The organism is Pukyongia salina, from assembly GCF_002966125.1.
Taxonomy (GTDB): Bacteria; Bacteroidota; Bacteroidia; order Flavobacteriales; family Flavobacteriaceae; genus Pukyongia; species Pukyongia salina.
The window spans coordinates 1,800,034-1,822,090 of sequence record NZ_CP027062.1 but is presented as its reverse complement, the minus strand read 5'-3'; the positions used below and the strand labels follow the sequence as shown (position 1 = coordinate 1,822,090).

At 38.9% G+C, this 22,057-nt stretch carries 27 protein-coding genes; 22 read left to right on the top strand and 5 right to left on the bottom strand.

The window, feature by feature from the left end; all coding sequences use genetic code 11:
- Nucleotides 1-220: 220 nt before the first annotated feature.
- The 4 genes from C5O00_RS08205 to der form a co-directional block, all read right to left on the bottom strand.
- Nucleotides 221-586 (bottom strand): hypothetical protein, encoded by a 366-nt coding sequence (locus C5O00_RS08205; RefSeq protein WP_105216399.1) that lies wholly within the window; start codon nt 584-586, stop codon nt 221-223.
- A gap of 46 nt (nt 587-632) precedes the next feature.
- On the bottom strand, nt 633-2,495 hold the full coding sequence (locus C5O00_RS08200; protein ID WP_105216398.1) for a T9SS type A sorting domain-containing protein: 1,863 nt from the start codon (nt 2,493-2,495) through the stop codon (nt 633-635).
- 168 nt (nt 2,496-2,663) lie between these two features.
- The gene (locus C5O00_RS08195; protein ID WP_158676808.1) at nt 2,664-4,085 is read right to left on the bottom strand and encodes a helix-turn-helix domain-containing protein; all 1,422 of its coding nucleotides are present in this window, start codon (nt 4,083-4,085) and stop codon (nt 2,664-2,666) included.
- A 244-nt stretch (nt 4,086-4,329) separates the two neighbouring features.
- Nucleotides 4,330-5,634: a ribosome biogenesis GTPase Der gene (gene der / locus C5O00_RS08190; protein WP_105216396.1), complete on the bottom strand. Its 1,305-nt coding sequence runs from the start codon at nt 5,632-5,634 to the stop codon at nt 4,330-4,332.
- Nucleotides 5,635-5,742: 108 nt separating this feature from the next.
- Between der and C5O00_RS08185 the strand changes: the two genes are divergently transcribed.
- The gene (locus C5O00_RS08185) at nt 5,743-6,237 is read left to right on the top strand and encodes a GTP-binding protein (protein ID WP_105216395.1); all 495 of its coding nucleotides are present in this window, start codon (nt 5,743-5,745) and stop codon (nt 6,235-6,237) included.
- A 71-nt stretch (nt 6,238-6,308) separates the two neighbouring features.
- Here the strand turns inward: C5O00_RS08185 and era are convergent, their stop codons facing one another.
- A complete protein-coding gene (era, locus tag C5O00_RS08180; RefSeq protein WP_105216394.1) occupies nt 6,309-7,193 on the bottom strand; it encodes a GTPase Era in 885 nt (294 codons plus the stop codon).
- Nucleotides 7,194-7,319: 126 nt separating this feature from the next.
- On the opposite strand from era, the gene C5O00_RS08175 reads away from it, so the two are divergent.
- The 21 genes from C5O00_RS08175 (at nt 7,320) to C5O00_RS08080 (ending at nt 22,018) form a co-directional block, all read left to right on the top strand.
- A complete protein-coding gene (locus C5O00_RS08175; protein WP_105216393.1) occupies nt 7,320-7,952 on the top strand; it encodes a Crp/Fnr family transcriptional regulator in 633 nt (210 codons plus the stop codon).
- 24 nt (nt 7,953-7,976) lie between these two features.
- Entirely contained in the window at nt 7,977-8,777 is an 801-nt protein-coding gene (locus C5O00_RS08170; RefSeq protein WP_105216392.1) for a sulfite exporter TauE/SafE family protein, read from the top strand.
- 79 nt (nt 8,778-8,856) lie between these two features.
- On the top strand, nt 8,857-10,275 hold the full coding sequence (locus C5O00_RS08165; RefSeq protein WP_105216391.1) for an MBL fold metallo-hydrolase: 1,419 nt from the start codon (nt 8,857-8,859) through the stop codon (nt 10,273-10,275).
- A 147-nt stretch (nt 10,276-10,422) separates the two neighbouring features.
- Nucleotides 10,423-11,082 carry a peroxiredoxin gene (locus C5O00_RS08160; RefSeq protein ID WP_105217608.1) on the top strand — a complete coding sequence of 220 codons (660 nt, stop codon included), beginning with the start codon at nt 10,423-10,425 and terminating at the stop codon, nt 11,080-11,082.
- 87 nt (nt 11,083-11,169) lie between these two features.
- Nucleotides 11,170-11,514 carry a rhodanese-like domain-containing protein gene (locus C5O00_RS08155; RefSeq protein WP_105216390.1) on the top strand — a complete coding sequence of 115 codons (345 nt, stop codon included), beginning with the start codon at nt 11,170-11,172 and terminating at the stop codon, nt 11,512-11,514.
- 10 nt (nt 11,515-11,524) lie between these two features.
- The gene (locus C5O00_RS08150; RefSeq protein ID WP_158676807.1) at nt 11,525-12,091 is read left to right on the top strand and encodes a beta/alpha barrel domain-containing protein; all 567 of its coding nucleotides are present in this window, start codon (nt 11,525-11,527) and stop codon (nt 12,089-12,091) included.
- A 125-nt stretch (nt 12,092-12,216) separates the two neighbouring features.
- Nucleotides 12,217-12,564: a nuclear transport factor 2 family protein gene (locus tag C5O00_RS08145; protein WP_158676806.1), complete on the top strand. Its 348-nt coding sequence runs from the start codon at nt 12,217-12,219 to the stop codon at nt 12,562-12,564.
- A gap of 198 nt (nt 12,565-12,762) precedes the next feature.
- Nucleotides 12,763-13,530 carry a TraB/GumN family protein gene (locus tag C5O00_RS08140; protein WP_105216387.1) on the top strand — a complete coding sequence of 256 codons (768 nt, stop codon included), beginning with the start codon at nt 12,763-12,765 and terminating at the stop codon, nt 13,528-13,530.
- A 160-nt stretch (nt 13,531-13,690) separates the two neighbouring features.
- On the top strand, nt 13,691-13,999 hold the full coding sequence (locus tag C5O00_RS08135) for a DUF3784 domain-containing protein (RefSeq protein ID WP_105216386.1): 309 nt from the start codon (nt 13,691-13,693) through the stop codon (nt 13,997-13,999).
- Between the two features lie 262 nt (nt 14,000-14,261).
- The gene (locus tag C5O00_RS08130; protein WP_105216385.1) at nt 14,262-15,236 is read left to right on the top strand and encodes a class I SAM-dependent methyltransferase; all 975 of its coding nucleotides are present in this window, start codon (nt 14,262-14,264) and stop codon (nt 15,234-15,236) included.
- A 202-nt stretch (nt 15,237-15,438) separates the two neighbouring features.
- Complete coding sequence (locus C5O00_RS08125; RefSeq protein ID WP_105216384.1) at nt 15,439-16,002, top strand: TetR/AcrR family transcriptional regulator; 564 nt, start codon at nt 15,439-15,441, stop codon at nt 16,000-16,002.
- Between the two features lie 66 nt (nt 16,003-16,068).
- The gene (locus C5O00_RS08120) at nt 16,069-16,632 is read left to right on the top strand and encodes a carboxymuconolactone decarboxylase family protein (protein ID WP_105216383.1); all 564 of its coding nucleotides are present in this window, start codon (nt 16,069-16,071) and stop codon (nt 16,630-16,632) included.
- 78 nt (nt 16,633-16,710) lie between these two features.
- Nucleotides 16,711-17,118, top strand: coding sequence for a DoxX family protein (locus tag C5O00_RS08115; protein WP_105216382.1), 408 nt, complete (start codon nt 16,711-16,713; stop codon nt 17,116-17,118).
- 18 nt (nt 17,119-17,136) lie between these two features.
- Nucleotides 17,137-17,970, top strand: coding sequence for a hypothetical protein (locus C5O00_RS08110; RefSeq protein ID WP_105216381.1), 834 nt, complete (start codon nt 17,137-17,139; stop codon nt 17,968-17,970).
- A gap of 167 nt (nt 17,971-18,137) precedes the next feature.
- Nucleotides 18,138-18,905 (top strand): LytTR family DNA-binding domain-containing protein, encoded by a 768-nt coding sequence (locus C5O00_RS08105; protein ID WP_105216380.1) that lies wholly within the window; start codon nt 18,138-18,140, stop codon nt 18,903-18,905.
- A 103-nt stretch (nt 18,906-19,008) separates the two neighbouring features.
- On the top strand, nt 19,009-19,638 hold the full coding sequence (locus C5O00_RS08100) for a dioxygenase family protein (RefSeq protein ID WP_105216379.1): 630 nt from the start codon (nt 19,009-19,011) through the stop codon (nt 19,636-19,638).
- Complete coding sequence (locus C5O00_RS08095) at nt 19,631-20,263, top strand: YceI family protein (RefSeq protein ID WP_105216378.1); 633 nt, start codon at nt 19,631-19,633, stop codon at nt 20,261-20,263. Before C5O00_RS08100 ends, C5O00_RS08095 begins: the two co-directional genes overlap by 8 nt.
- A 48-nt stretch (nt 20,264-20,311) precedes the next feature.
- Complete coding sequence (locus C5O00_RS08090) at nt 20,312-20,716, top strand: OsmC family protein (protein ID WP_105216377.1); 405 nt, start codon at nt 20,312-20,314, stop codon at nt 20,714-20,716.
- Between the two features lie 229 nt (nt 20,717-20,945).
- A complete protein-coding gene (locus C5O00_RS08085; protein ID WP_105216376.1) occupies nt 20,946-21,179 on the top strand; it encodes a thioredoxin family protein in 234 nt (77 codons plus the stop codon).
- A 60-nt stretch (nt 21,180-21,239) separates the two neighbouring features.
- Nucleotides 21,240-21,362: a DUF2024 family protein gene (locus tag C5O00_RS14735; protein WP_158676881.1), complete on the top strand. Its 123-nt coding sequence runs from the start codon at nt 21,240-21,242 to the stop codon at nt 21,360-21,362.
- Nucleotides 21,363-21,415: 53 nt separating this feature from the next.
- Nucleotides 21,416-22,018 carry a MarR family winged helix-turn-helix transcriptional regulator gene (locus C5O00_RS08080; protein WP_105216375.1) on the top strand — a complete coding sequence of 201 codons (603 nt, stop codon included), beginning with the start codon at nt 21,416-21,418 and terminating at the stop codon, nt 22,016-22,018.
- The last annotated feature ends 39 nt before the right edge of the window (nt 22,019-22,057 follow it).

Below are 22,057 nucleotides of genomic sequence, written 5' to 3'. Positions count from 1 at the left end.
CCGGGTATTTGAACAGTCGAATAGTTTCCTTAGGTAGCTATTTTCCGAAAATTTACTTTTTACTTTTTGCTGAAATTTAGACGGTCATTTACAGCCGAACAATTAATCTCATTTAGTTTCCATATACTATACCGAATAGGCGGTTTTAGGAATCTTCAGAAATAAAAAAAAGTCACAAAAAAAGGCCTCCGGAGAGGCCTTAAAACCAATTAATTATAAACTAATCATCTTTAATCACAATTTTTTCTAAACTAACCGGGTTTGCTTTGTCGCATCTGTTTTTCATACGAAGGGGGTTATAAGTAAACCAAACCTTCTGCCCATTCACCTTATGATCTTCTGATAGGTCGATAGGGTCGAACATGGTATTTGGATCGGAAACTAACTGGATCACATATGGGCAGTCACCCTCAACCTCTGAATTCAGGATGATGCCAAGATTGTATCCTTCAGCCTTCATCTTCTTATCCGATCGAGTCTCCACAATTACCCCATTCTCATAATCCATCTTGGGTTCTTTGGTTGAATTACAAAAGAGAAATAAAGAGCAGATGAAAACCAGTACAACACTTCTTATTAATTTCATTAAATTATTTGTTTTTAGTCTCTATAAATAGAGACCTGGTTTATATTTATCGAACTATGATCTTAGAGTTAACTTTCGTCTTGGCGTTACCAAGCTCAACAATATAAACACCTGAAGCTTTTGCAGACATATCGATATTTGTACGGTAATAAGACGGTGTAGATTTCTCAATTTGCTCGTAAATTACACGGTTACCCAAAGCATCGTACACAGATAATCTTAAAATGTCCCTCGTGGTATTGTTGAACAAGGTGATCTCAAAATTTTCCTGATCGGAGGAGGTCACTATTAGTTCAGACTTGTCCAGGTCTAATTCATCGGCCGACAATGTTGACGAAATCTTGAAAGAAGCGATCCTTGTCTTTCTAGGCTCTCCCGAATATTCTGCGGTAAACCAGAAAACCAGATCATTGTTGGGATCGCGGCTAAGTTGAGAATAGTCTCCATATCTGGAATTAGATGTTACAGAAGTTGTACCGGCCACTATAAGTTCTTCGGCCAGCGTCATAGTTCCAAGAGGGTCTGAAGCCAATCTGCCTGTATAGTATAATGAAGGAAATGTTGTAGCACCGGTCTTGGTATAGCCCATAGCTATATTCCCTTCCTGGTCCATAGCCATCCCGGATAAGAATACACTTTCACCTCCTGCATCCTGATAGGTACCTTCCTGGTATAAAGACCATGGATCTGATGGAGTTGGTCTTCTTAGTTCTATCCATCGAATCCCGCTGATCTGAGATCCATCTGTGATTTCCACCGGAAAGTTTAACAGTAGTGATTCGTGTGTTCCAAAGTCGTAGCGATGCGTTTGGAAATATATGGCGAATACTATTGCATCTATTCGCTGTGCGGTTCCAGGTTGTTCCAGGACTGCAAATGGGTCCCCTCCTGTTCCATCCAGGAACGAATCGAAAGCAGAGACCATGATCTCCTGAGGTGCAGATACTACAGCCCCTCCGGGATTATTCCAATCTATGCTAAGATCCCATACTTTAATGTGGTCGTTCGCTACTCCGGTCCAAGCATCATCCTGAAACCAAACTATGGGAGCAGGTCCTGCTGCAATTCCTGCACCTTCCGAGTGAGCAGGTTGCGGCGCCTGGAAACCTCCGCTACCAATGTAATTTGGAAGAGTTAAGGTTGCAATTTCGGCTGTAGGGTCACCATCGATCATTTTCTGACGGTTAAACGCGTAAAATCGTCCGGATTCTGTAGGGTTAAAATTCCCGGTAACTATGTAGCTATTTCCATAAATACTATAATGAGGATAGTCGTTTTCCGGCACATCATAGCTGTATACTGAATATGATCCTGTGGGATCGGAAGTTGTGGAAACTGCTATTTTAAATTGATTACTTCCCGGTAACTGAAATTGTGAAATAAACCAACGATCGGCCTCCCTGTCGTATAGCACGATTGGATCACCAGCTACAACACCTCCAAGAGGGTCATTTATGTCTTTCGGGAATCCCGGCTCCTGAACACCGTTCTTATCCCAAACGCTCCACAACCCGTTAGTCATTTGAACCACATGATCTGGCCCTACAGCTGCGGTTGGGTCCGGCGGACTTATATCTATATTAATTCCATCGAAATTCACAATTGGAGGGTTTCCTAATCGAGTTGCCGGAGCGGTTTGAGCTATTGGATCTTCGGTAGTTGAACTCGGGGCTATAGTTTGATTAAATTCCTGTTTCTTCAGAGCCTTTTTGCTTAAACCGTTTCTAGGAACTTCTCGTTTCTGAACGGTTCTCGGATCAACCTGAGGATATGAGGTCATCGGCGCTGTTACAAAAAAACCATCTGGTGATCTCACCTCTATCACCTCACTCGTTTCTATTTCCTGGCATTGTGCCCAAAAAGCAACAAAACCAAATCCTATTAAGGACAAGTAATTCTTTAATTTCATAGTAAGTAATTTATATGTAAAACGAATTGAATAATTAGTTGAACAAAGATTAATAATCAATAGACTTGTATTGAAATTATATACTACTCACTTACTACGCAGCTTGTATTTTTAACGTTTAAACCGACGTTCAGGAAATCAGATCTATTAGAGAAGAAGAGATTTTTATTAAGGATTTACAGCTTTATGAAGAAAGTCTACAAGAGATTCTCCATTCTTTTCAAGCTCGAGCTTTTTTACCAGACGATATCGAATACTTTCTATGGCACGAACGGAACGATTTAAAAAAACCGCGATTTCTTTATTCTTGAAATCTAAAAACAAATAATAACAAACCAAGGTTTCAAGTTCTGTTAACTGAGGGCTTTGTTCTCGTAGATTTATAAAGAATTCTGCGTTACTATCATTTACAATCTCAAGATGTTTTTCGTTACTAAGTAGCGTTGAGGATTTTAAATTAAGTTCGCTGTATAATTCCCTGATCATGTTTCTTTGTTTTCCTACATCATTAGTAAGGGAAATCTTTTTCATTTGCTTTTTATAATCCTTGATAAGATCTTCCAAACCCTGAACTTTTGCATTAAGCCTTTCCTGGTTTCTATTTAAATAAGATGTCTTGTTCAATTGAGAAAATAAGCCTTTGAGCTTGTTTAATAAGCGGGTATAAGTAAGACTGAAAATTACAATAAGAACTATTAAGACAGCAACCATAGACAGTGCGAAAAGAAGATTTCGCTGTTTTTTAGCTTCCTCAATTTTTAGTTCTCCTTCAGTTTTTATCAAGTTTTCGTGAATCTCAAAACTCGCTGAAATGTTATCTTCCAACAACATCTTTTCATAATCCCGTAAAGAATCCCTGTAGATATTTGCCATTTCAATATTTCCAATATGCTCATAAGTATCTGAGTATAAAGTATAGTATTCCTTTACTGAAACATGTTCCATGAATGCCTTCGATCTGGACGCTTCAGCTAGATAATCTAATGCTAAATTGAAATTATTATTTTCTAATGCAAGGTGACTGTTGCAAATATTTAGATCAACTTCGTATGATCTGTAATTGTACGGTGCTATGGTCGTATTGTCTTGTAAGGATTGAAAAATTCGAAAATATTTTTCACTATTTACTGTATCGCCAAGATGGATATAGTTGGAGGTCAACATAAAAAGGGCAAACAGATAGTAATAGGCATCCTCTTCTACATTTTTATATAGATCGAGGTTTTCCAAAATCAGTCTATTACTTTCCTCATACTGATGATCCTGAAAGGCCATATAAGCCGGCATTTGCTCAACTTCTACTAAGCCGTTCTGGTTATTAGCCAAGGTGTAAAATTCCCTGGCCTGTTCTAAAAACTTAAAGGCTGTCGAATCTTTGTTTAGCGAGTACGCATTTGAAAAAAGATCTAAGCTTGCCTGCCCGGCTACATCGTAGTTCTTCTCCATTTCACCGTATTTAACGGCCTGAATAAAGCTGTTAAATAACTTAGCTTGTTCTCCGGATTTGTGATACAACATCCCCTTTAACAAATAATAGTCTGCTAGACGACCTTCGATCGATCGGCTGGGAGGGGTTGGAATTGAATCCAAGTATTTTAGAGCTAATTCAGGATGAGAATGTATATAAACATCTGCAGAGTCTATTAGATGAGAATAATCCTTCTTATTCTGACCCATAGAGGTGCCTCCAAAAAATAGAAACGCAATACAAACCAACGTTCGTATTATATTATAATATAGGTTAGTACAAGATCTCATGGAATTTCCGCAGAATCGAATAAACCTAAAAAATAATATAATTGTTATAAATGGAGGTAAAATTAATGTGAAATTTTTACTTCTTCCTAATGTAGATAGTAACGGGCACTCCGGTAAAATCGAAATGCTCCCTAAGTTTATTTTCCAGAAATCTTTTATAAGGTTCCTTTACATATTGTGGAAGATTCGCAAAGAATGCAAAGCACGGGTGTGGCGTTGGTAATTGCGTACAGAATTTGATCTTTACGTATTTTCCTTTAAGAGCCGGAGGAGGTGTTGTTTGTATAATTGGTAACATGATATCGTTCAACTGGGAGGTTTTTATTCTCCTACTCCTGTTTTTGAATACCTCAACCGCAGTCTCGATGGCCTTAAAGATCCGTTGTTTAGTCAATGCCGAAATAAAAACGATAGGAACATCTGTAAAAGGTTCGCATTGTTTGCGAATATAAGCTTCGAAATCTTTGGTAGTTCGATTGTCTTTTCCTTCCACGAGATCCCACTTGTTCACCAGGATCACAATTCCCTTGTTATTGCGCTCTGCAAGCCAGAATATATTTTGCACCTGCCCGTCGAAGCCTCTGGTAGCATCGAACACAAGCATGATCACATCGCAATGTTCAATAGCGCGTACAGACCTCATTACAGAGTAGAATTCGAGGTCTTCCTTTACTTTACTTTTCTTTCGTATCCCCGCTGTATCTACCAGGTTGAATTCAAATCCAAACCTATTGTATTTTGTATCTATACTATCGCGGGTAGTTCCGGCAATATCCGTTACAACAAATCTTTCTTCACCTATCAGGGCATTGATGAAAGACGATTTTCCCGCGTTGGGTCTCCCCACTACGGCAAATCTTGGTAGTTCGTCATCATCGCGGGTCTCGGTTTCGGGTAAAACCTTTACCAGATCATCCAGCAGATCTCCACTTCCGCTACCGTTGATCCCGGAAATAGGATAGTACTTTTCAAAACCCAGAGAATAGAATTCTACCGCATCGTGTAACCTGTTTGCGCTATCCACTTTGTTAACCGCAAGGAAAACGGGTTTCTTGCTTTTCCGAAGCAATTGAGCTACTTCTTCATCCATCCCGGTAACACCACTTTCCACATCTACCATGAATATAATGGCATCGGCCTCGTCTATGGCCAATTCCACCTGCTTATCGATCTCGGCTTCAAATATATCATCACTCCCCACAACATAACCTCCGGTGTCTATTAAGGAAAACTCCTTCCCGTTCCAGTCACTCTTCCCATAATGACGGTCACGCGTAACACCGCTGATCGCATCCACGATAGCTTCACGGCGTTGTATCAACCTGTTAAAGAAGGTCGATTTACCTACATTGGGCCGGCCAACAATGGCTACAATACTCATACCTGCTGAATTTAGCTGCAAAAATAGTGCTTTTTGAAGGAAGGCTGACCTTTGTCAGCTTTAGTTTCTTTAAATTTATTTAGATTGAAAGTTTTATTCCGAAAAAATATGTCGTTAACTAATGAAGTGGTGTTGCGGCCCCGTTTTAAAATAGAGCTAGAACGCACTAATAAAGATGCTTTGGCTGCTTTCGACACTGTTAAGAATACTTCACTAGAGGTTGTGATCACCCGAGTTGATGATCATGTATTTCTGAAGATACCGAAGGAGAAACAACACTTTTGGTCGCCACAACTAGACCTGGAGATCGTATCATTTGAAGAAGGCAGATCACAATTACACGGAGTATTTGGCCCTAAACCTGCGGTGTGGACCATGTTTATGTTTCTCCATTTTGTGGTAGCAACCCTATTTCTGGGATTTGGTATATGGGCATACACCAGGGCTTCTCTCGATGAACCCTATGCAGTACAGTTGTTGCTTATGGGACTAATGGTAATTGCCTGGTTCGCCTTGTATTTCGCCGGAAGGATGGGCAAAACTGCAGGTAGGAACGAGATGCATGTTTTGTATAATTTTATGAAAGAGACCCTGGATTTATGAGGAGTATGAAAATCTTTTCAGAGCGTAAGTAATAAATTTCATATATATCACAACCGTCAACCGTCAACCGATCATCCCTGATTATACCCAAACCTGCGCAGCTGGTTCTTGTTACTTCGCCAGTTCTTATTAACCTTTACATAGGTTTCCAGGTGAATTTGTTTTCCGAAGAAAGCTTCCAGATCCTTTCGTGCCTCCACTCCTACCCTTTTCAACGCCGCGCCTTTGTGCCCTATGATGATCCCTTTCTGAGTTTCGCGTTCCACCATGATGACAGAGCGAATCCTAATGATATTATCATCTTCAAAGAATTCTTCAGTATCTATCTCCACGGCATAGGGAATCTCCTTCTTGTAATGCAGTAGTATCTTTTCCCTTATTATCTCGTTCACGAAGAATCGTTCCGGCTTATCGGTAAGCTGATCTTTTGGATAAAATGGTGGAGACTCGGGTAAAAGCTCGATTATGCGCTGAAAGACCTCTGCCACCCCAAAATTCTCCAGGGCGGAAATTGCAAATATCTCAGCATTCGGCAATTGGGACTGCCATAGTTCCAGTGCTTTTGCAAGTTGTTCCTCATCACCTTTATCGATCTTATTTATTAGTAAGAGTACAGGAATAGGAGAATTTTTTATTTTGCTGAAATAGGATTCGTCTTTAAGTTCTTTCTCCCCCAATTCGACGATATACAGTAAAACATCGGCATCCTCGAAAGCAGATTTCACAAAATCCATCATACTTTGCTGTAATTCGTACGCAGGTTTTATTATGCCCGGGGTATCACTTAGGATCACCTGAAAGTCTTCTCCGTTCACTATTCCTAGTATACGATGCCGCGTAGTTTGTGCCTTGCTAGTAATTATAGACAACCGTTCGCCAACAAAAGCATTCATCAGAGTGCTTTTCCCCACGTTAGGATTCCCTATGATATTTACAAAACCGGCCTTATGACTCATAACTAATTTTCGACAAAGATACATCAATTATAATCTGTCCCCCTTGATTTGACAGATAATGAAATCTAAAAAATTTGTAACAAATGTTACCGAGGTTCTTTCGGGAAGTGAGTATTTTTACATTCTATGATCTCAGAATTAAAAGAAAATTTTGGAGGATTATTCGAGGAAGAATTGCTTTCGGAAATAAACCAGGTGGGAACTATCAAAGAAGTAAGAGCAGGCCAGAAGCTCATGGAAATAGGTGATTATATAAGATCTATGCCTTTATTGGTTTCTGGCGCTATCAAAATTATCAGGGAAGATGACGATGGAGACGAGCTCCTGCTTTATTTTCTCGAAAGAGGCGAAACCTGTGCCATGTCTATGACCTGCTGTATGGGGCAAACCAAAAGTGAGATTCGGGCCATTGCCGAAACCGACACCAGACTGATCATGATCCCTATACAAAAGATGGAAGAATGGACCGGGAAATACAAGACCTGGCGAAATTTTGTTTTTCAGAGTTATCACGACAGGCTGGAGGAAATGTTAAAGACGATAGATAGCATTGCCTTTCTGAAAATGGATGAGAGATTGTTAAAATACCTTCAAGAAAAAGTGCATATAACTGGTAGTAAAACTATAAAGAATACGCATCAGGAAATCGCCTACGAACTTCACACTTCCAGAGTGGTTATTTCCAGGTTATTGAAAAAACTGGAAAAACTAGGAAAAATACAATTACACAGAAATAGTATCGAGGTTGTTTCGATATGATAAAACATTCAGTTCTAAATTAATATCGTTATCACGGAAATTGCAGGATATATAGGAGCTTTGATCATTGGGATCGTACTGGGTCTTATCGGTGGTGGAGGTTCTATATTAACGGTGCCTGTTTTTGTGTACTTGCTTTACGTAAACCCTGTTACGGCCACAGCCTATTCTCTTTTCGTTGTAGGCGTGTCAGCTCTGGTAGGTGCTATTAGAAACATACAGAAGGGGTTGGTGGATTTCAAGACCGCCATTGTTTTTTCGATCCCGGCATTTATTGCAGTTTATATCACTCGGAAATTCATAGTTCCCGCCATTCCTGATACACTATTTTCCCTTGGAGAATATACAGTGAGCAAGAATACAGGTATCATGGTCTTTTTCGCCCTGATCATGCTTATTGCTTCCTTTTCCATGATAAGGAACAATAATAAGGAGGATAAGCCAAGGCAAGCGGTAAAGCTCAATTTCCCCCTTATCTTTATAGAAGGTTTTATCGTAGGCCTGCTTACCGGCGTGGTTGGCGCGGGAGGGGGTTTTCTAATCATTCCTGCCCTGGTTTTATTGGCCAAGCTACCCATGAAAAAGGCGGTAGCCACTTCCCTGCTCATTATTGCTATTAAATCGCTGATAGGCTTTATTGGCGACATAGAGACCATGAGTATCGAATGGAATTTTCTATTGTCATTCACCGCAGTTTCTATTGCAGGGATCTTTATCGGGGTATGGCTGAACAAATTCATTGATGGAAGCAAACTAAAGAAAGGGTTTGGATGGTTTGTTTTGCTGATGGCGATTTATATCATCATCAAGGAATTTACCCATTGATCCTTATGTAACCTAAGTTACTGTGTAGCACGCTGCAAGGTTTTACTTTTATCCTCAACAATTAAAAATTTTGATAAAGATGAAAGTAGAACAAATATATACAGGATGTTTGGCGCATGCCGCCTACTACCTGGAAAGTAAAGGAGAAGCAGCCATTTTCGATCCGCTTCGGGAAGTAGGGCCTTACCTGGCCAGGGCCGAAAAAGATAATGCTAAGATCAAATATGTTTTCGAAACGCATTTTCATGCCGATTTTGTAAGTGGCCATCTGGATTTGAAAACCAAAACGGGAGCCCGCATAGTTTTTGGACCTACGGCCAAACCAAATTATGAGGCCATCATAGCCGAAGATAACCAGGTTTTTAATGTTGGTGATTATAAGGTGAAGGTAATCCATACACCAGGGCATACCATGGAAAGCACCACTTATCTTCTAATAGACGAGAACGGGAAGGAGCATGGTATCATTACCGGAGATACACTGTTTATAGGTGACGTGGGCAGGCCCGATCTTGCCCAGCATGTGGTTTCAGATCTTACTGAAGAAAAACTAGCAAGACACCTGTACGATTCCCTGCGCAACAAGATCATGCCCCTTAGCGACGACCTGATCGTTTACCCCAATCACGGAGCTGGCTCGGCTTGTGGAAAAATGATGAGCAAGGAAACTACCGATACTTTGGGACATCAGAAACAGGTAAACTATGCATTAAGAGCCGATATGACCAAAGAAGAATTTGTAGAAGAATTACTAAGCGGACTTACCCCTCCTCCGGGATATTTCCCTCAGAACGTGCTAATGAATATAAAAGGATATGAAAGTCTTGATAGTATAAAAAAACGAGCTATCCGTCCTTTAGACCCACATGAATTTGAAGCTGCAGCCGAAGAAACGGGAGCCGTTATCCTTGATGTACGCACGCGAGATGAGTTTACAAGCGGACATATTCCGCGGTCGATATACATTGGCCTGGACGGAAACTTTGCTCCCTGGGCCGGTGCACTCATCACAGATGTGAAACAACCTATCCTCCTGGTGGTTCCGGAAGGAAAAGAGGATGAAGTAATTACCCGCTTATCCAGAGTTGGTTTCGACCATACGCTGGGATACCTCAAAGGCGGATTCGAGGCATGGAAGGGAGCTTCGAAAGAATTCGACACCCTTACTTCGGTTACGGTACAGGAATTTAAAAAGCAGTATGTGATGAAGCCGGACGCTAAGGTTTTTGATGTTCGGAAAGCAAGTGAGTATAACGCCGAACACTTCGAGGGTGCTGTAAATACTCCCTTAGACTATTTTAACGACTATTTACCTCAATTTCCTTCAGAAGAAAATTTCTATCTCCATTGCCAGGGAGGTTACCGAAGTGTGATCGCGGCTTCCATTTTAAAGAGTCGCGGGATTCACAATGTCATCGATATAGCCGGAGGAGTAGATGCAATGAAAAAATCGGGCCTTCCATTGACCGATTATGTGTGTCCAACTACTATGCTATAAGTTGTTTGATTTTTGTTTCATTTTATAGGACACAACAAGGAAGAGCGGAGCAGGATTGCCCGCTCTTTTCTTTTCATTATGTAACATAAGTTACTGTACAGGACATAGGGAAGCTATAATTTTATAATGAATTTAAAGAATGAAATTATGACAACTGAAGAGAATCAACAATTTAGCATGCCGCGAATAGGGGATAATGCTCCCGATTTTGAAGCAGTGACTACCAAAGGAAAGATAAAACTATCCGAATATGCCAAAGACAAGTGGATAGTGATGTTCTCACATCCGGCCGATTTTACACCGGTTTGCACTACCGAGATGAGTGGTTTTGCCGAACATCAGAAGGAATTCGAGGCAATGAACACCGAATTGCTTGGCTTAAGTATTGATAGTATACATGCTCATCTGGCATGGGTGAACAATGTGAGAAAAAATACAGGGGTTTACTTCGATTTCCCGATCATAGCAGACATCGATATGAAAGTTGCCAAGCTCTATGGAATGCTGCAACCAAACGAAAGTGAGACCGCAGCAGTAAGAGCCGTTTTCTTTATAGATCCAACTAAAAAGATAAGACTTATCATGTACTACCCGCTTAATGTGGGAAGAAATATGGAAGAGATCTTAAGAGCCCTTGAAGCCCTTCAGATATCTGATGATTATAAAGTGGCTTTACCGCTAAACTGGAAAAGAGGTGACAAGGTAATCGTACCGCCACCAAAGACTCTTGCTGAAATGGAAGATCGGATCAACGATGATACAGTAGAGAAAGTTGACTTCTACCTGGCTAAAAAGGAGCTGGTGTAGAAGGGTTTTTATGTTAGGTTTAATGAAGCAGCCTGAAATACGGCTGCTTCATTAATAATTTGTAAACACACCAAAAATAAATTACTTATGTTTTTTAAATCACTCTTAGGTACTGCTGCAGGGTCAAGTTCAAACAGTATTCGAATTTTAAACACCTCCGAGTACAAAGCAGCGATCTCCAAGGGAAAAGTACAATTAGTGGATGTTCGAACCCCAAACGAATACCGGGCAGGACATATCCCCAACGCCGTGAATATCGATTATTTCCAACCTCAGGTCTTTGCTGAAAAAGTTGCAAAACTGGACAAGAACAAAGCCGTGTATATTTATTGCCGATCCGGATCCAGAAGCAGAGGCGCTGCAGCACAACTGGTTAAATTGGGTTTCACAGAGATCTACGACCTAAAAGGTGGTTATATGAAGTGGAACTAAACACACAATTATGAAAACACTCGCATTTCTATCTGCATTACTACTATTGATGGGTTGTAATTCAACCCCAAACGAACCCTACCAGGCAGTGTTGAGCCCAACAATGATTTCGGTTTCCGAACCTGAACACCCAGGCAAGGCCTTAATGGAACAATATTGCTATGCTTGCCATGATGCTACAACGGCCGAGGTGGACAGAATTGGCCCGCCAATGATCGCGATAAAGAAACATTATATTACTGAAGGTACCACCAAGGAAGAATTTACAACAGAAATGCTGGCCTGGCTTGATGAACCCACTGAAGCTAATGCAAAAATGTTTGGCGCAGTCCAGCGATTTGGTGTAATGCCAAAACAAATATACCCGGAAGACGCCATCAGGCTGATCTCTGAGTATATGTACGATTATGAGATCGAACAGCCGGTATGGTTTGAAGCCCACATGAACCAGCAAATGAAAAAAGGTATGGGAAATTGTACCGAAAGCTGCTCCGGGAATTGCCAGGGAAATCATTCTATGAAAGGTAAGGGTAACGGCCAGGGAATGGGAAAAGGTATGCGAAAATCCCGTGGATGAAAAAGAAAAGATATTATATAGGTTCAAACCTTTGAAAGCGCCTGTTTTATAGACAGGCGTTTTTCTTTAGTATAAAATTTAAATACCTTTAGATTGACACCAAAGTTTAGTTGGATGCAAATAAGATGGAGGACACAGAGAAACTAATCGCAAAATGGTTTGAATCCTGGGAAACAGGCAACTATAAAGACATCCCGGTTACAGATGATTTTAAGCATACGAGTCCGTATGGGACAATAGCCGGTAAAGACGCTTATTTAGCCCTGGTAGCAGCCAATGAGAATAAATTTTTAGGACATACCTTCAAAATTCACGACGCCTTGTACGGTGAAACAACCGCATGTGTTCGTTATACCGGGAAACGGGGTGATTTTTCGCTGGACGTAAGCGAATGGTATAAAACTGATGGCAATAGAATTAGGGAGATCATTTCGTATTACAATATTGAAGGGGAAGGCGAGATCCAATTATAGGTGAAGCAGCAGTAAGTTATAGTCGTCCTTTTTCACTTCCCGTTCCATCCTTTATTTAAAATCCTATATTTAAGGTAACCAAATTAAAATCTTTTCGTCCTTTATGAAACCAATTACCCTTCATTGAAACTTAGAGTTGCCAGATATTACTACTTAATTTTGACCATACTATTATTAGGATGCTCTTCTCCTAAATTAATGTCGTATAAAGAGTTTTCGGAAATTGATAATTTTAATTTACCGAAAATACTTCACCTGAACTCAGCCAACCGGGAGGTTTTATATTTCGGCACCTATCATTCTAATTCGGTAAACGACTCATTGTTTACACTAATTGAAAAGCGATTCACTCAATTCGATCCAACTTTTATATTGCATGAAGGTGGCAGTAATTGGCCTATATTTAAAGATAGAGATAGTACCATCGCGCAGTCTGGAGAGCCTGGATTTATTATACACTTGGCCAAAGAAAACAATATTCCTTTTGAATCGATAGAACCTGAAGAAGAGTTAGAATACGCCTATTTACTGAATAAATTCGAGCTCAACTGGGTTGTTTTGATGTATATGTGCCGTCAAATCGATAATCAACTAAGATTGGCGAAAGCGTATGGCACTACCGATGAACAATTCGTTCAGAATATGAATTATTTTTTTCGGATGTTAAAGGACAAGGGATTACCTCTCAATAAATACCAGCTGGAATTTACCCATTGGAAGCAAGTATACCAAGAACAACTGGAAAGAAAATTGGAGTGGAGAAAATTTGATCCAGACATTTACTATCCGAATAAGTATCTCACTAAACTCAACGAAGTAAATCGGGCGTCGGATGAGTTTAGAAACTTGTATATGATCGATAAAATTGTAAGTGCTTCAGAAACATATAATAAGGTTTTTGTACTAGTAGGAGGAGGACATCTGGTCGTACAGGAAGAATTATTAAAACATAAATTCAGCCAATAAAGGTTTTTAGGATAGCTGATGACGGTTTTGTGCTTTTAGCAACTCCTACGATGAAATCCTATAGAGTGGACAAAAACTTGCTTCACAACTAGTAACCACATCGTAAAAACTCTTGACTTCAATTACCAAAATTTATTAATTTTAATTGAAATACATAAAGATGATTGTAGCAGCATTTATTTTTATAGTCCTTGGAATTTTAATAAAATATGGAAAGTTGTATTTCCTTATTGCCGGGTATAATACACTACCGAAGGAAGAAAAAGTGAAATACGATATTGAGGGGATTTCAACGCTGTTTCGAAATGTGATGTTCGGGATGGCAACGATGATCTTTTTGGGATACTTTATTGAAAAAATAACCGACATTCCACATCTCCTGGATTATTTCTTCTGGGCTTCGATGATCATTGGTGTCCCCTACTTGTTAATAGCGGCAAATTCGAAAAAGTATAAAAGATCGAATTGAATTTACTCACCTGCCCGAAATTACATCCCTATTAGGCGGTGTTAATAATATTTCAATTTACGAACCGTAAATCTCTTAAACCACGTGTAATTTCGGAACAAACCTTTACAAAATCTGGAGTTTAAAGCGTACGAAAATCTTTTAAAGAGTATACGGTTATTGCAGAATTTACCACTAAATTCGAACCTTCTAATTTACCTTGTTATTAGCCACAACCGGATGTCGGGAAAAAAGCACTTAAATTTGGCGTGAAATAAAAATTATGAAGAGATACTTAACAGTAGACGACATAACCGACATCTTACATAAATCCAAACAAAGAGGAGTTGGGTTTCTCTTATCAAAACTAAACATCTTCGGCTTAAAACGCACCGAGAAAACATTCGATCAATTAGATTATAAAAGTGCAGATTGGTGGATTGTACCAAAAGTGATAGAGCGCTGGAATGAATTGACCACAGGAAACGCAGATATGGATTACAAAGAGTTTTTTGTAACCAATTATCTGCAAAACAAAACCGGGCTTAAATTGATATCTCTAGGAAGCGGAGCCAGTCATCATGAGATCGAACTGGCCAAATACGATAATTTTGAAGAAATTATCTGTATTGATATTGCCAAGAACAGATTGTTAGAAGCCGAAGCTAAGGCACATGACCTCAATTTAAAAAATATAAAATTTATCTGTGCAGACATTAACAATTATGAAATACCCAAAGAGTATTTTGATGTGGTTTTCTTTCATGCGTCTTTACATCATTTCGACCAAATTGAGAATTTCGTAAAAACCACAATTAAGGACAGTTTAAAATCAAATGGTTTACTGGTTATAAATGAATTTGTAGGAGCAACCCGCTTGCAATTCCCAAAACATCAAATTGCAAAGATCAACGAAGCTTTGCGAATCATCCCCAAAAAGTACCGAACCCGATACAAGTCTAATTTATTAAAACGCAGATACTACGGATCGGGTATTTTTAGAATGATAATCGCAGATCCTTCCGAATGTATTGATTCTGCCAGCATCTTACCCGCTATACACTCAAATTTTGAAACTGTCCTGGAAAGACCCTATGGTGGGAATATTTTGATGAGTGCATTAAAGGATATCTCACACCATTTCGTCGAATTAGATTCGGAAAAAAGTAAGGTATTGGACGAACTTTTTCTATTAGAAGATGAATATTTAGCCAATCATGCTTCAGATTTTGTATTTGGGATCTATCGTAAGCCCTAGCCGGGTCCTGAGCTGTTATGAGGCCTCTTATATACTCTAACCTTCGATTTAAAAATTATCCAAAAAGATCTTCTCTATTCCATTAGTTTAAATTATTGAGGTGGAATTTTCACGGAAAATTAAATGAGCAAAAATTAAATAAGTGTTAAACTTAAGAATATTTCTAAACGTTTGTTTAGTTTTGTGTTGAATTTAATTCACAATGCCAAGAACAAAGAAATATAACGAGCAGGAAGTGATTGAGAAAGCTATGAATGCGTTTTGGCATCACGGGTACGAGGCCACTTCTATGCAGATGCTTGAAAAAGAAATGGGAATTAACAAATTCTCCATCTATTCTAGCTTTGGCAATAAAAACGGAGTTTTTCTGGAAAGTTTAAAATGTTACAAACAGAAATTAAATGTGCTCCTAAATACCTTAAAAGATTCTAATAAGGGTATAAACGGCATCAAGGAATATTTCTACGATTTTATCGAATTTTCAAAGGAAAATGAAATTGGTAAAGGATGCCTGATCACCAATACCGCCAACGAAATCTCACAGGATGCGGATGACTCGATCAAAGAAGCCTTGTTTAGTTTTACCGAGAATGTGAGATCTGTTTTCGCCTTGGTATTGAAACAAGATACTACTAAAGATCAAGTAACCGTTGAACAACAAGCAGACTATTTAATTATTTCGATGTTTGGGTTATCCTCGGCCACACGAATTTTTACCAAAACACAATTAGACAATTATATACAGAACATATTTATTAACCTTTAATATTTTTTTTAACTATATCTAACCAATTGGTTAGATATAATATTATTAACATAAAAAATCTAAGCTATGAGTACAATTGAAGCGAATACTCCATTGAAAATCCACACAATAGAGACAGCCCCTGAAGAAAGTAAGGCCTTACTTGAAAAGTCAAAAAAGGCGTTTGGCTACATCCCCAATCTACATGCGGCATTAGCAGGCGCCCCAGGGTTGTTGGAAGCCTATCAGAATATCCATCAGTTATTTGTAAACTCTTCCTTTAACAATGACGAATTAACCGTCGTTTGGCAGTCGATTAATGTTGAACACCAATGTCATTATTGTGTTCCGGCACACACTGCTATTGCAAAAGCTATGAAGGTAGACGATGCTATTACAGATGCACTGCGAAATAAAACCGAACTACCCTCATCCAAACTCGAAGTGTTGCGAGATACCACCCTATCTGTGGTTAGAAATCGGGGGAATATATCGAAGGACGAAATTCAAGTGTTTTATGATGCGGGATTTACCCAAAGACAATTGTTAGAGATCATTCTGGGCATAGCTCAAAAAACAATTAGTAATTACACAAACCATATTGCTGAAACACCTATGGATAAGGCATTTGAGAAATATGCCTGGGATTAGTGATCAAGAAAGGTGCTGGAGCTTACTTCCAGCACCTTCTTTCCATACATTTTATTAAGAAATATTATAATCTAAACAATGTTTAATAATCTAAGTAATAAAGCGCTCGCGCTACATTTATTCCGTATCTCATTCGGAATAAATTATTTCTTTCACGGCATAGTGCGAATCCCCCACCTCGACTCCTTTGTTGATAGCATGCAAAACACCATGCGAGATACGCCATTGCCTCAGTTTTTGGTTACCCAATTAGCCTATGGTATTCCCTTCGCCGAGATTATCGTTGGCTTACTTTTAATTCTCAATATTAAAACCAGAGAAACCCTGGTAATCACAATAGCATTAATGAATATCCTGGTTATAGGAAGCTCATTCGCACAGAAATGGGATCTGGTAGGTTTACAGGCCACCTATATTGGATTCTTATTCCTACTCCTCTATTTTACCAGAGACAATAATGATTCAGTTGAAAAAATAAAAATCTAACTCCAATAAACTATACAGATGAAATATAAAACTATTGCCATAGCATCGGGTCTATTGTTGCTTTTAACAAGTTGTAAAAACCCTTCAGAAAAAGAATTAAAAGCGACTAAAACCCTTAGCGAACCCGCGATCACATTTCAAAATAAAGGTCATGAGCTCATCCATAAGCTGGTTCAGAAAGTAGGAGACTACCAAACCCTTAGAAATAAAAAGGATGTGGTGTATACCTACACCTATCGCGTACCCGACGGGAAGACAGATGTATCCACCGAAAAATACATCTTCGATGGTGAATTATCTTATGGTGAGTACAAGCAACACCAGCGAACCCTGCCGCATCTAGAGGGAACCATGGAACAAGGTTTTAACGGCCAAGAATTCTGGCTGAAACTAAATGGTGAAACAATAACCGACACTACAGCACTAAAACGGGTTGCGTTTGCCAGACCTACCAATTTCTATTGGTTTACCATGTTTCAGAAGTTATTGGACCCCGGCTTGAATTACGAATACCTCGATAAAAAAACTATCGGACCTAAAACCTACGACATAGTTAGCATTTCGTTCGAGTCTAAAAACAACAAGCCAACAGATATCTATCAGCTTTATATAAATGAAGAAAGTGGCCTGGTAGACCAGTTTTTATTTACCGTAGCCGATTTTGGCGTGATCGAAACGCCCTTTTTAATGCAACTTGAATATGAGCAAATTGAGGATCTTTTAATACCTACCAAACGGAAGTATAAAAAATCCAATTGGGATGCTCTTGTTACGAACGACCCCTGGATCGAAGTTAGTTGGACCAACATTAAATTTAACAATGGATTAAGCCCGGAAGATTTCGAAAAATAGCCGGACATACGGCTTAACGATCTCCCAATAATCTCAATTTATTTATAACAACATAAATCCACTTCCTTTATATCGCGTGAACAGCTGTTACCTTCACCATCCTATTCGAAAATGCTTAACTTTAGAGTCGATAAGTATACTATTTTAGACCCTAACGTGAAATATAAATGAAGGCTTTGAGAATTATCCCAATAGGAGGAATTAGTAGAGAACGGTTTATTCTTCTTTTTCTCTTCGGAAGTATTTTGCTTATCCTTGGCAAGGATATGCTGCATGCTGTAGTTGCCGATTATGATTTTTACTTTTCAGAATCATTACTTTTCGGTTCGTTCTGGTTGCTGTTCATCCCTTTCATAGTTTTAAATTACCGGGTATTAAAGGGAAATTACCCACTAAATAAAATAGTTCTCCCAATAGTTTCTGGTTTTTTACATATTTCGGCATTTGCATTACTGGTATTTTCGGTATCAGCAATCTTCTTTAACCATACTTTCAACCCGGGCGCTGTTTTTGCAGAAACTTTGTTAGATCACGGGCTCACTTGCCTTGCTATTTATGGGTTAGTAACTTTCTTTTTTCTGAATTTCATAAAACCTACCAAAGAAATTGGGGAGAATTTGAAGAAGATAAGAGTAACCCACAGAAATCAGATTAAACTACTTTCACCCGAAGAGATCTTGTATGTAAAATCTGAACGGCCTTATGTTGCCATCGTCACCAGGAAAAAGAAGTTTCTATACAACAGTACCTTGAGAGAGATAATGGAGAAATTGCCCAGCGGTACATTTAAACAAATACATAAAAGCACTATCATTAATCTGGACCAGATACAATCTTATCAATCGAGAAAGAATGGAGATTATGATGTCCTGATGAAAAATAACGACATGCTAAGAGTAAGTCGCAATTTCAATTCCTTCTTCAGGTCTGCTTAAAAAGTGCCCCAGACAGACCAATAAGTACTCATTTTAGCCTATTTTGTTTGGACAGCAGTATTCCTTTAGGTTTATTTATCGGAAATAATAATTTGATCTTTATATGAGAACTTTTTTATCGGTCTTACTCTTCACTGTTTTATTGTCGTCCTGTTCCAATGCTCAGCAAAAAATAAAGCCTAAACTTGTTGGTGCTCCCTGCGAAGGATGTGAAGCTATATTCGAATATGGTGATACAAAACTAACCAACACAGATACGCTACCCGACTTCAACAAAAAGGGCAAAAAAATAAAAGTTGAAGGAACCATATACGAGACGGATGGAAAGACACCCGCCAATAATGTAATCCTATACATTCACCACACCGATCTGGAAGGCTTGTATACTCCTGCGGCAGACGCCAAAGGTTGGGCAAGGAATCATGGCTACAATCGTAGCTGGCTGAAGACAAACAAGGATGGAAGATATTCCTTCTACACCATTTTACCCGCTCCATATCCCAGTCGGTCCGAACCGGCACATATTCATTATGAGGTTTTAGAACCTAACGGCAAATATTATTATCTGGAAAGCTGTTATTTTGAAGCAGACAGTCTGTTAACCGGTAAGGAAATAAATCCAAAGTCGCCTAGAGGAGGAACTTCTGGGGTTCTAACTTTTCGGAAAGAAGGAGATCTTTTGATTGGAACTAGAGATATCATTTTAGGCAAAAACATTCCGGGTTATGAATAATGTCTCTTTCTTACTCTTGTTGCTCCTTGTACTTTCCTCATGTAATGGGAAGCGCACAACAGAACTTCAGCAAGCTACTGTTACAGAGTCATCGCCTACGGATGTTCAGATTGATAGTGATACTCTAAGAATAGATATGTCCCGATCGATCATACGTTGGAAAGGCACCAAAATGAAAGGTCTGGGAAAGCATGAGGGCCAGATCGAGTTAGAAGATGGATTCTTCACAATCACGAATAGCCTATTAACAGGGGGGTATTTTATAGCCAATATGAACTCCATTGAAGTTACAGATATTCCGACTCATGAACCCGTCCCCAGACGACGATTTAATGATCATATGAAAAGCGCGGATTTTTTTGATACGGCAACCTACCCCGTTTCAAAATTCGAAATTACCAGCATTCAATATAAAACAAACGACAGCCTCTTCATATCCGGAAATCTAACCCTCAAAGACATTACACGGAACATTAGTTTTGCCGCAAACTATAAAGAAAAAACTTTTAAAACTGGTTTCACCATCGATCGCTTTCAATGGAATATTGGATACGAAGGAAGTTGGGTGGATAAGACTTTGGTAGACAAGGATATTATTTTAGAAATACAGTTATTCACAGAATAAAAATCATCTTCAGCCAAGACAATTACAAAGACCATAAAATATCGTTTTATGCAGTATAGTATCAAAGCAAGCTCCATCTCAAATAGTAACGCTTCTGTAAAAATTAAGGATTCGGATATAGCATTTGGGATCACGTCTCAAGCGGAAGAGCAATTACCCAATCCCGCCGAATTATTCCTGGGTTCATTCTCGGCCTGTATACTAAAGAATGTGGAACGTTTTTCGCACTTCATGAATTTTAGCTACACTAAGGCCGAATTAGTAGTTCACGCCACACGCCTGGAGAAACCTCCCAGAATGGACGAGTTACAATATGAATTGAGAATTTACAGTTTGGATGACACTATAAATATTGATCTGCTAAGGAAGAATATCGAAAAATTTGGTACGATCTTTAATACGGTAAAAGCTTCATGTTCTGTTGAGGGTGAGGTAATAATAATTTCAGAATAAAGTCATTTTCCAATTACAGCGCAGGGTGAACCTTAACTGAGGTCCAAGCTCCATCACCAAGTAACCTCATTGCTAACCTACCTTATTATTTAAATCGGCTTCCTTATCATCGTTTGTACAAGCGCTAACTAGCAGGAATTAGAATAAAATTCAGAAATATTTTATTTTGTTAGGATTCCTTACTATATTTGAATCGCAATAGTGCATAATACTTTTAAAACTTCAAGAAATGAGTAAATCAATTTTTTATCACGCGGGATGTCCCGTATGTGTAAGTGCCGAAAATGACATCCTTAATTTAATTGGGACCGAAAATGTTGAAGTAGTCAACATCGGGGAAAACAGAGCGCGAATAAAAGAAGCCGAAGAAGCAGGTGTAAAATCGGTTCCTGCCCTGGTAACACCAAATGGTAATGCCCTCCACATCAACTTTGGCGCATCCATGGAAGACGTAAAAGGATAATTTTTTAATTCATTTAGTTAGGACTCCTATTTATCTAAGAGTCCTAACTCTTAACACCAGATATCAGGAGAAATAACGGCCAGGGAATGTAAATTCTGTCACTTTGAACATGCCGATGAAAATATAATGCAATCTATTAGACAGTATGGATTTGCCATTATTGAAATGGAAAATTGTACATAATTTAATTAGGATTACTAACTTAGCCAGTCAAACCAAATTGGACAGGCTTTTTTATGGAAGAAAGCACCTTTAATCCCGAACAACAACAAAAGGATATCTCGAGTAAGATCGTTGCCGGTCTGGAACGTATTTCGGAGGTGTTTAAGATCCTTTTATGGGATAAAGCAAAACAGGTTGGTTTAAGTCCTATACAAATTCAGATCCTTATTTTCTTAGCCTTTCACAAAAGAGAATTATGCAACGTAAGTCATCTTGCCAAAGAGTTTAACGTTACAAAACCAACCGTTAGTGATGCCGTTAGAATTTTAGATAAAAAAGGATTCATCTTAAAGGACTTTTCATCTGCAGATAGTCGTAGCTATACCATTATTTTATCCGATCTGGGAATCGAATTAGTTTCTAAAACGTACGATTTTTCAGATCCTTTAAAAACTCAGGTGGATAGGTTATCACCTGTAGAATTACAGAGCTTATTTCGCACATTAAGTCAATTGATCTACAAATTGAATCGCGTGGGTGTTCTGTCTGTTCAGCGAACGTGTTTTGGCTGTACATTCTATGAAAATAACAATGAAATTGACTACTGTAATTTGTTGGAAGTAGAATTACTTAATGAAGACATCCGTATAGATTGCCCCGAATATATTGAGAAATAAACGCCTCACTAAAATGAAAATAGATCTGGGTACTTGTAT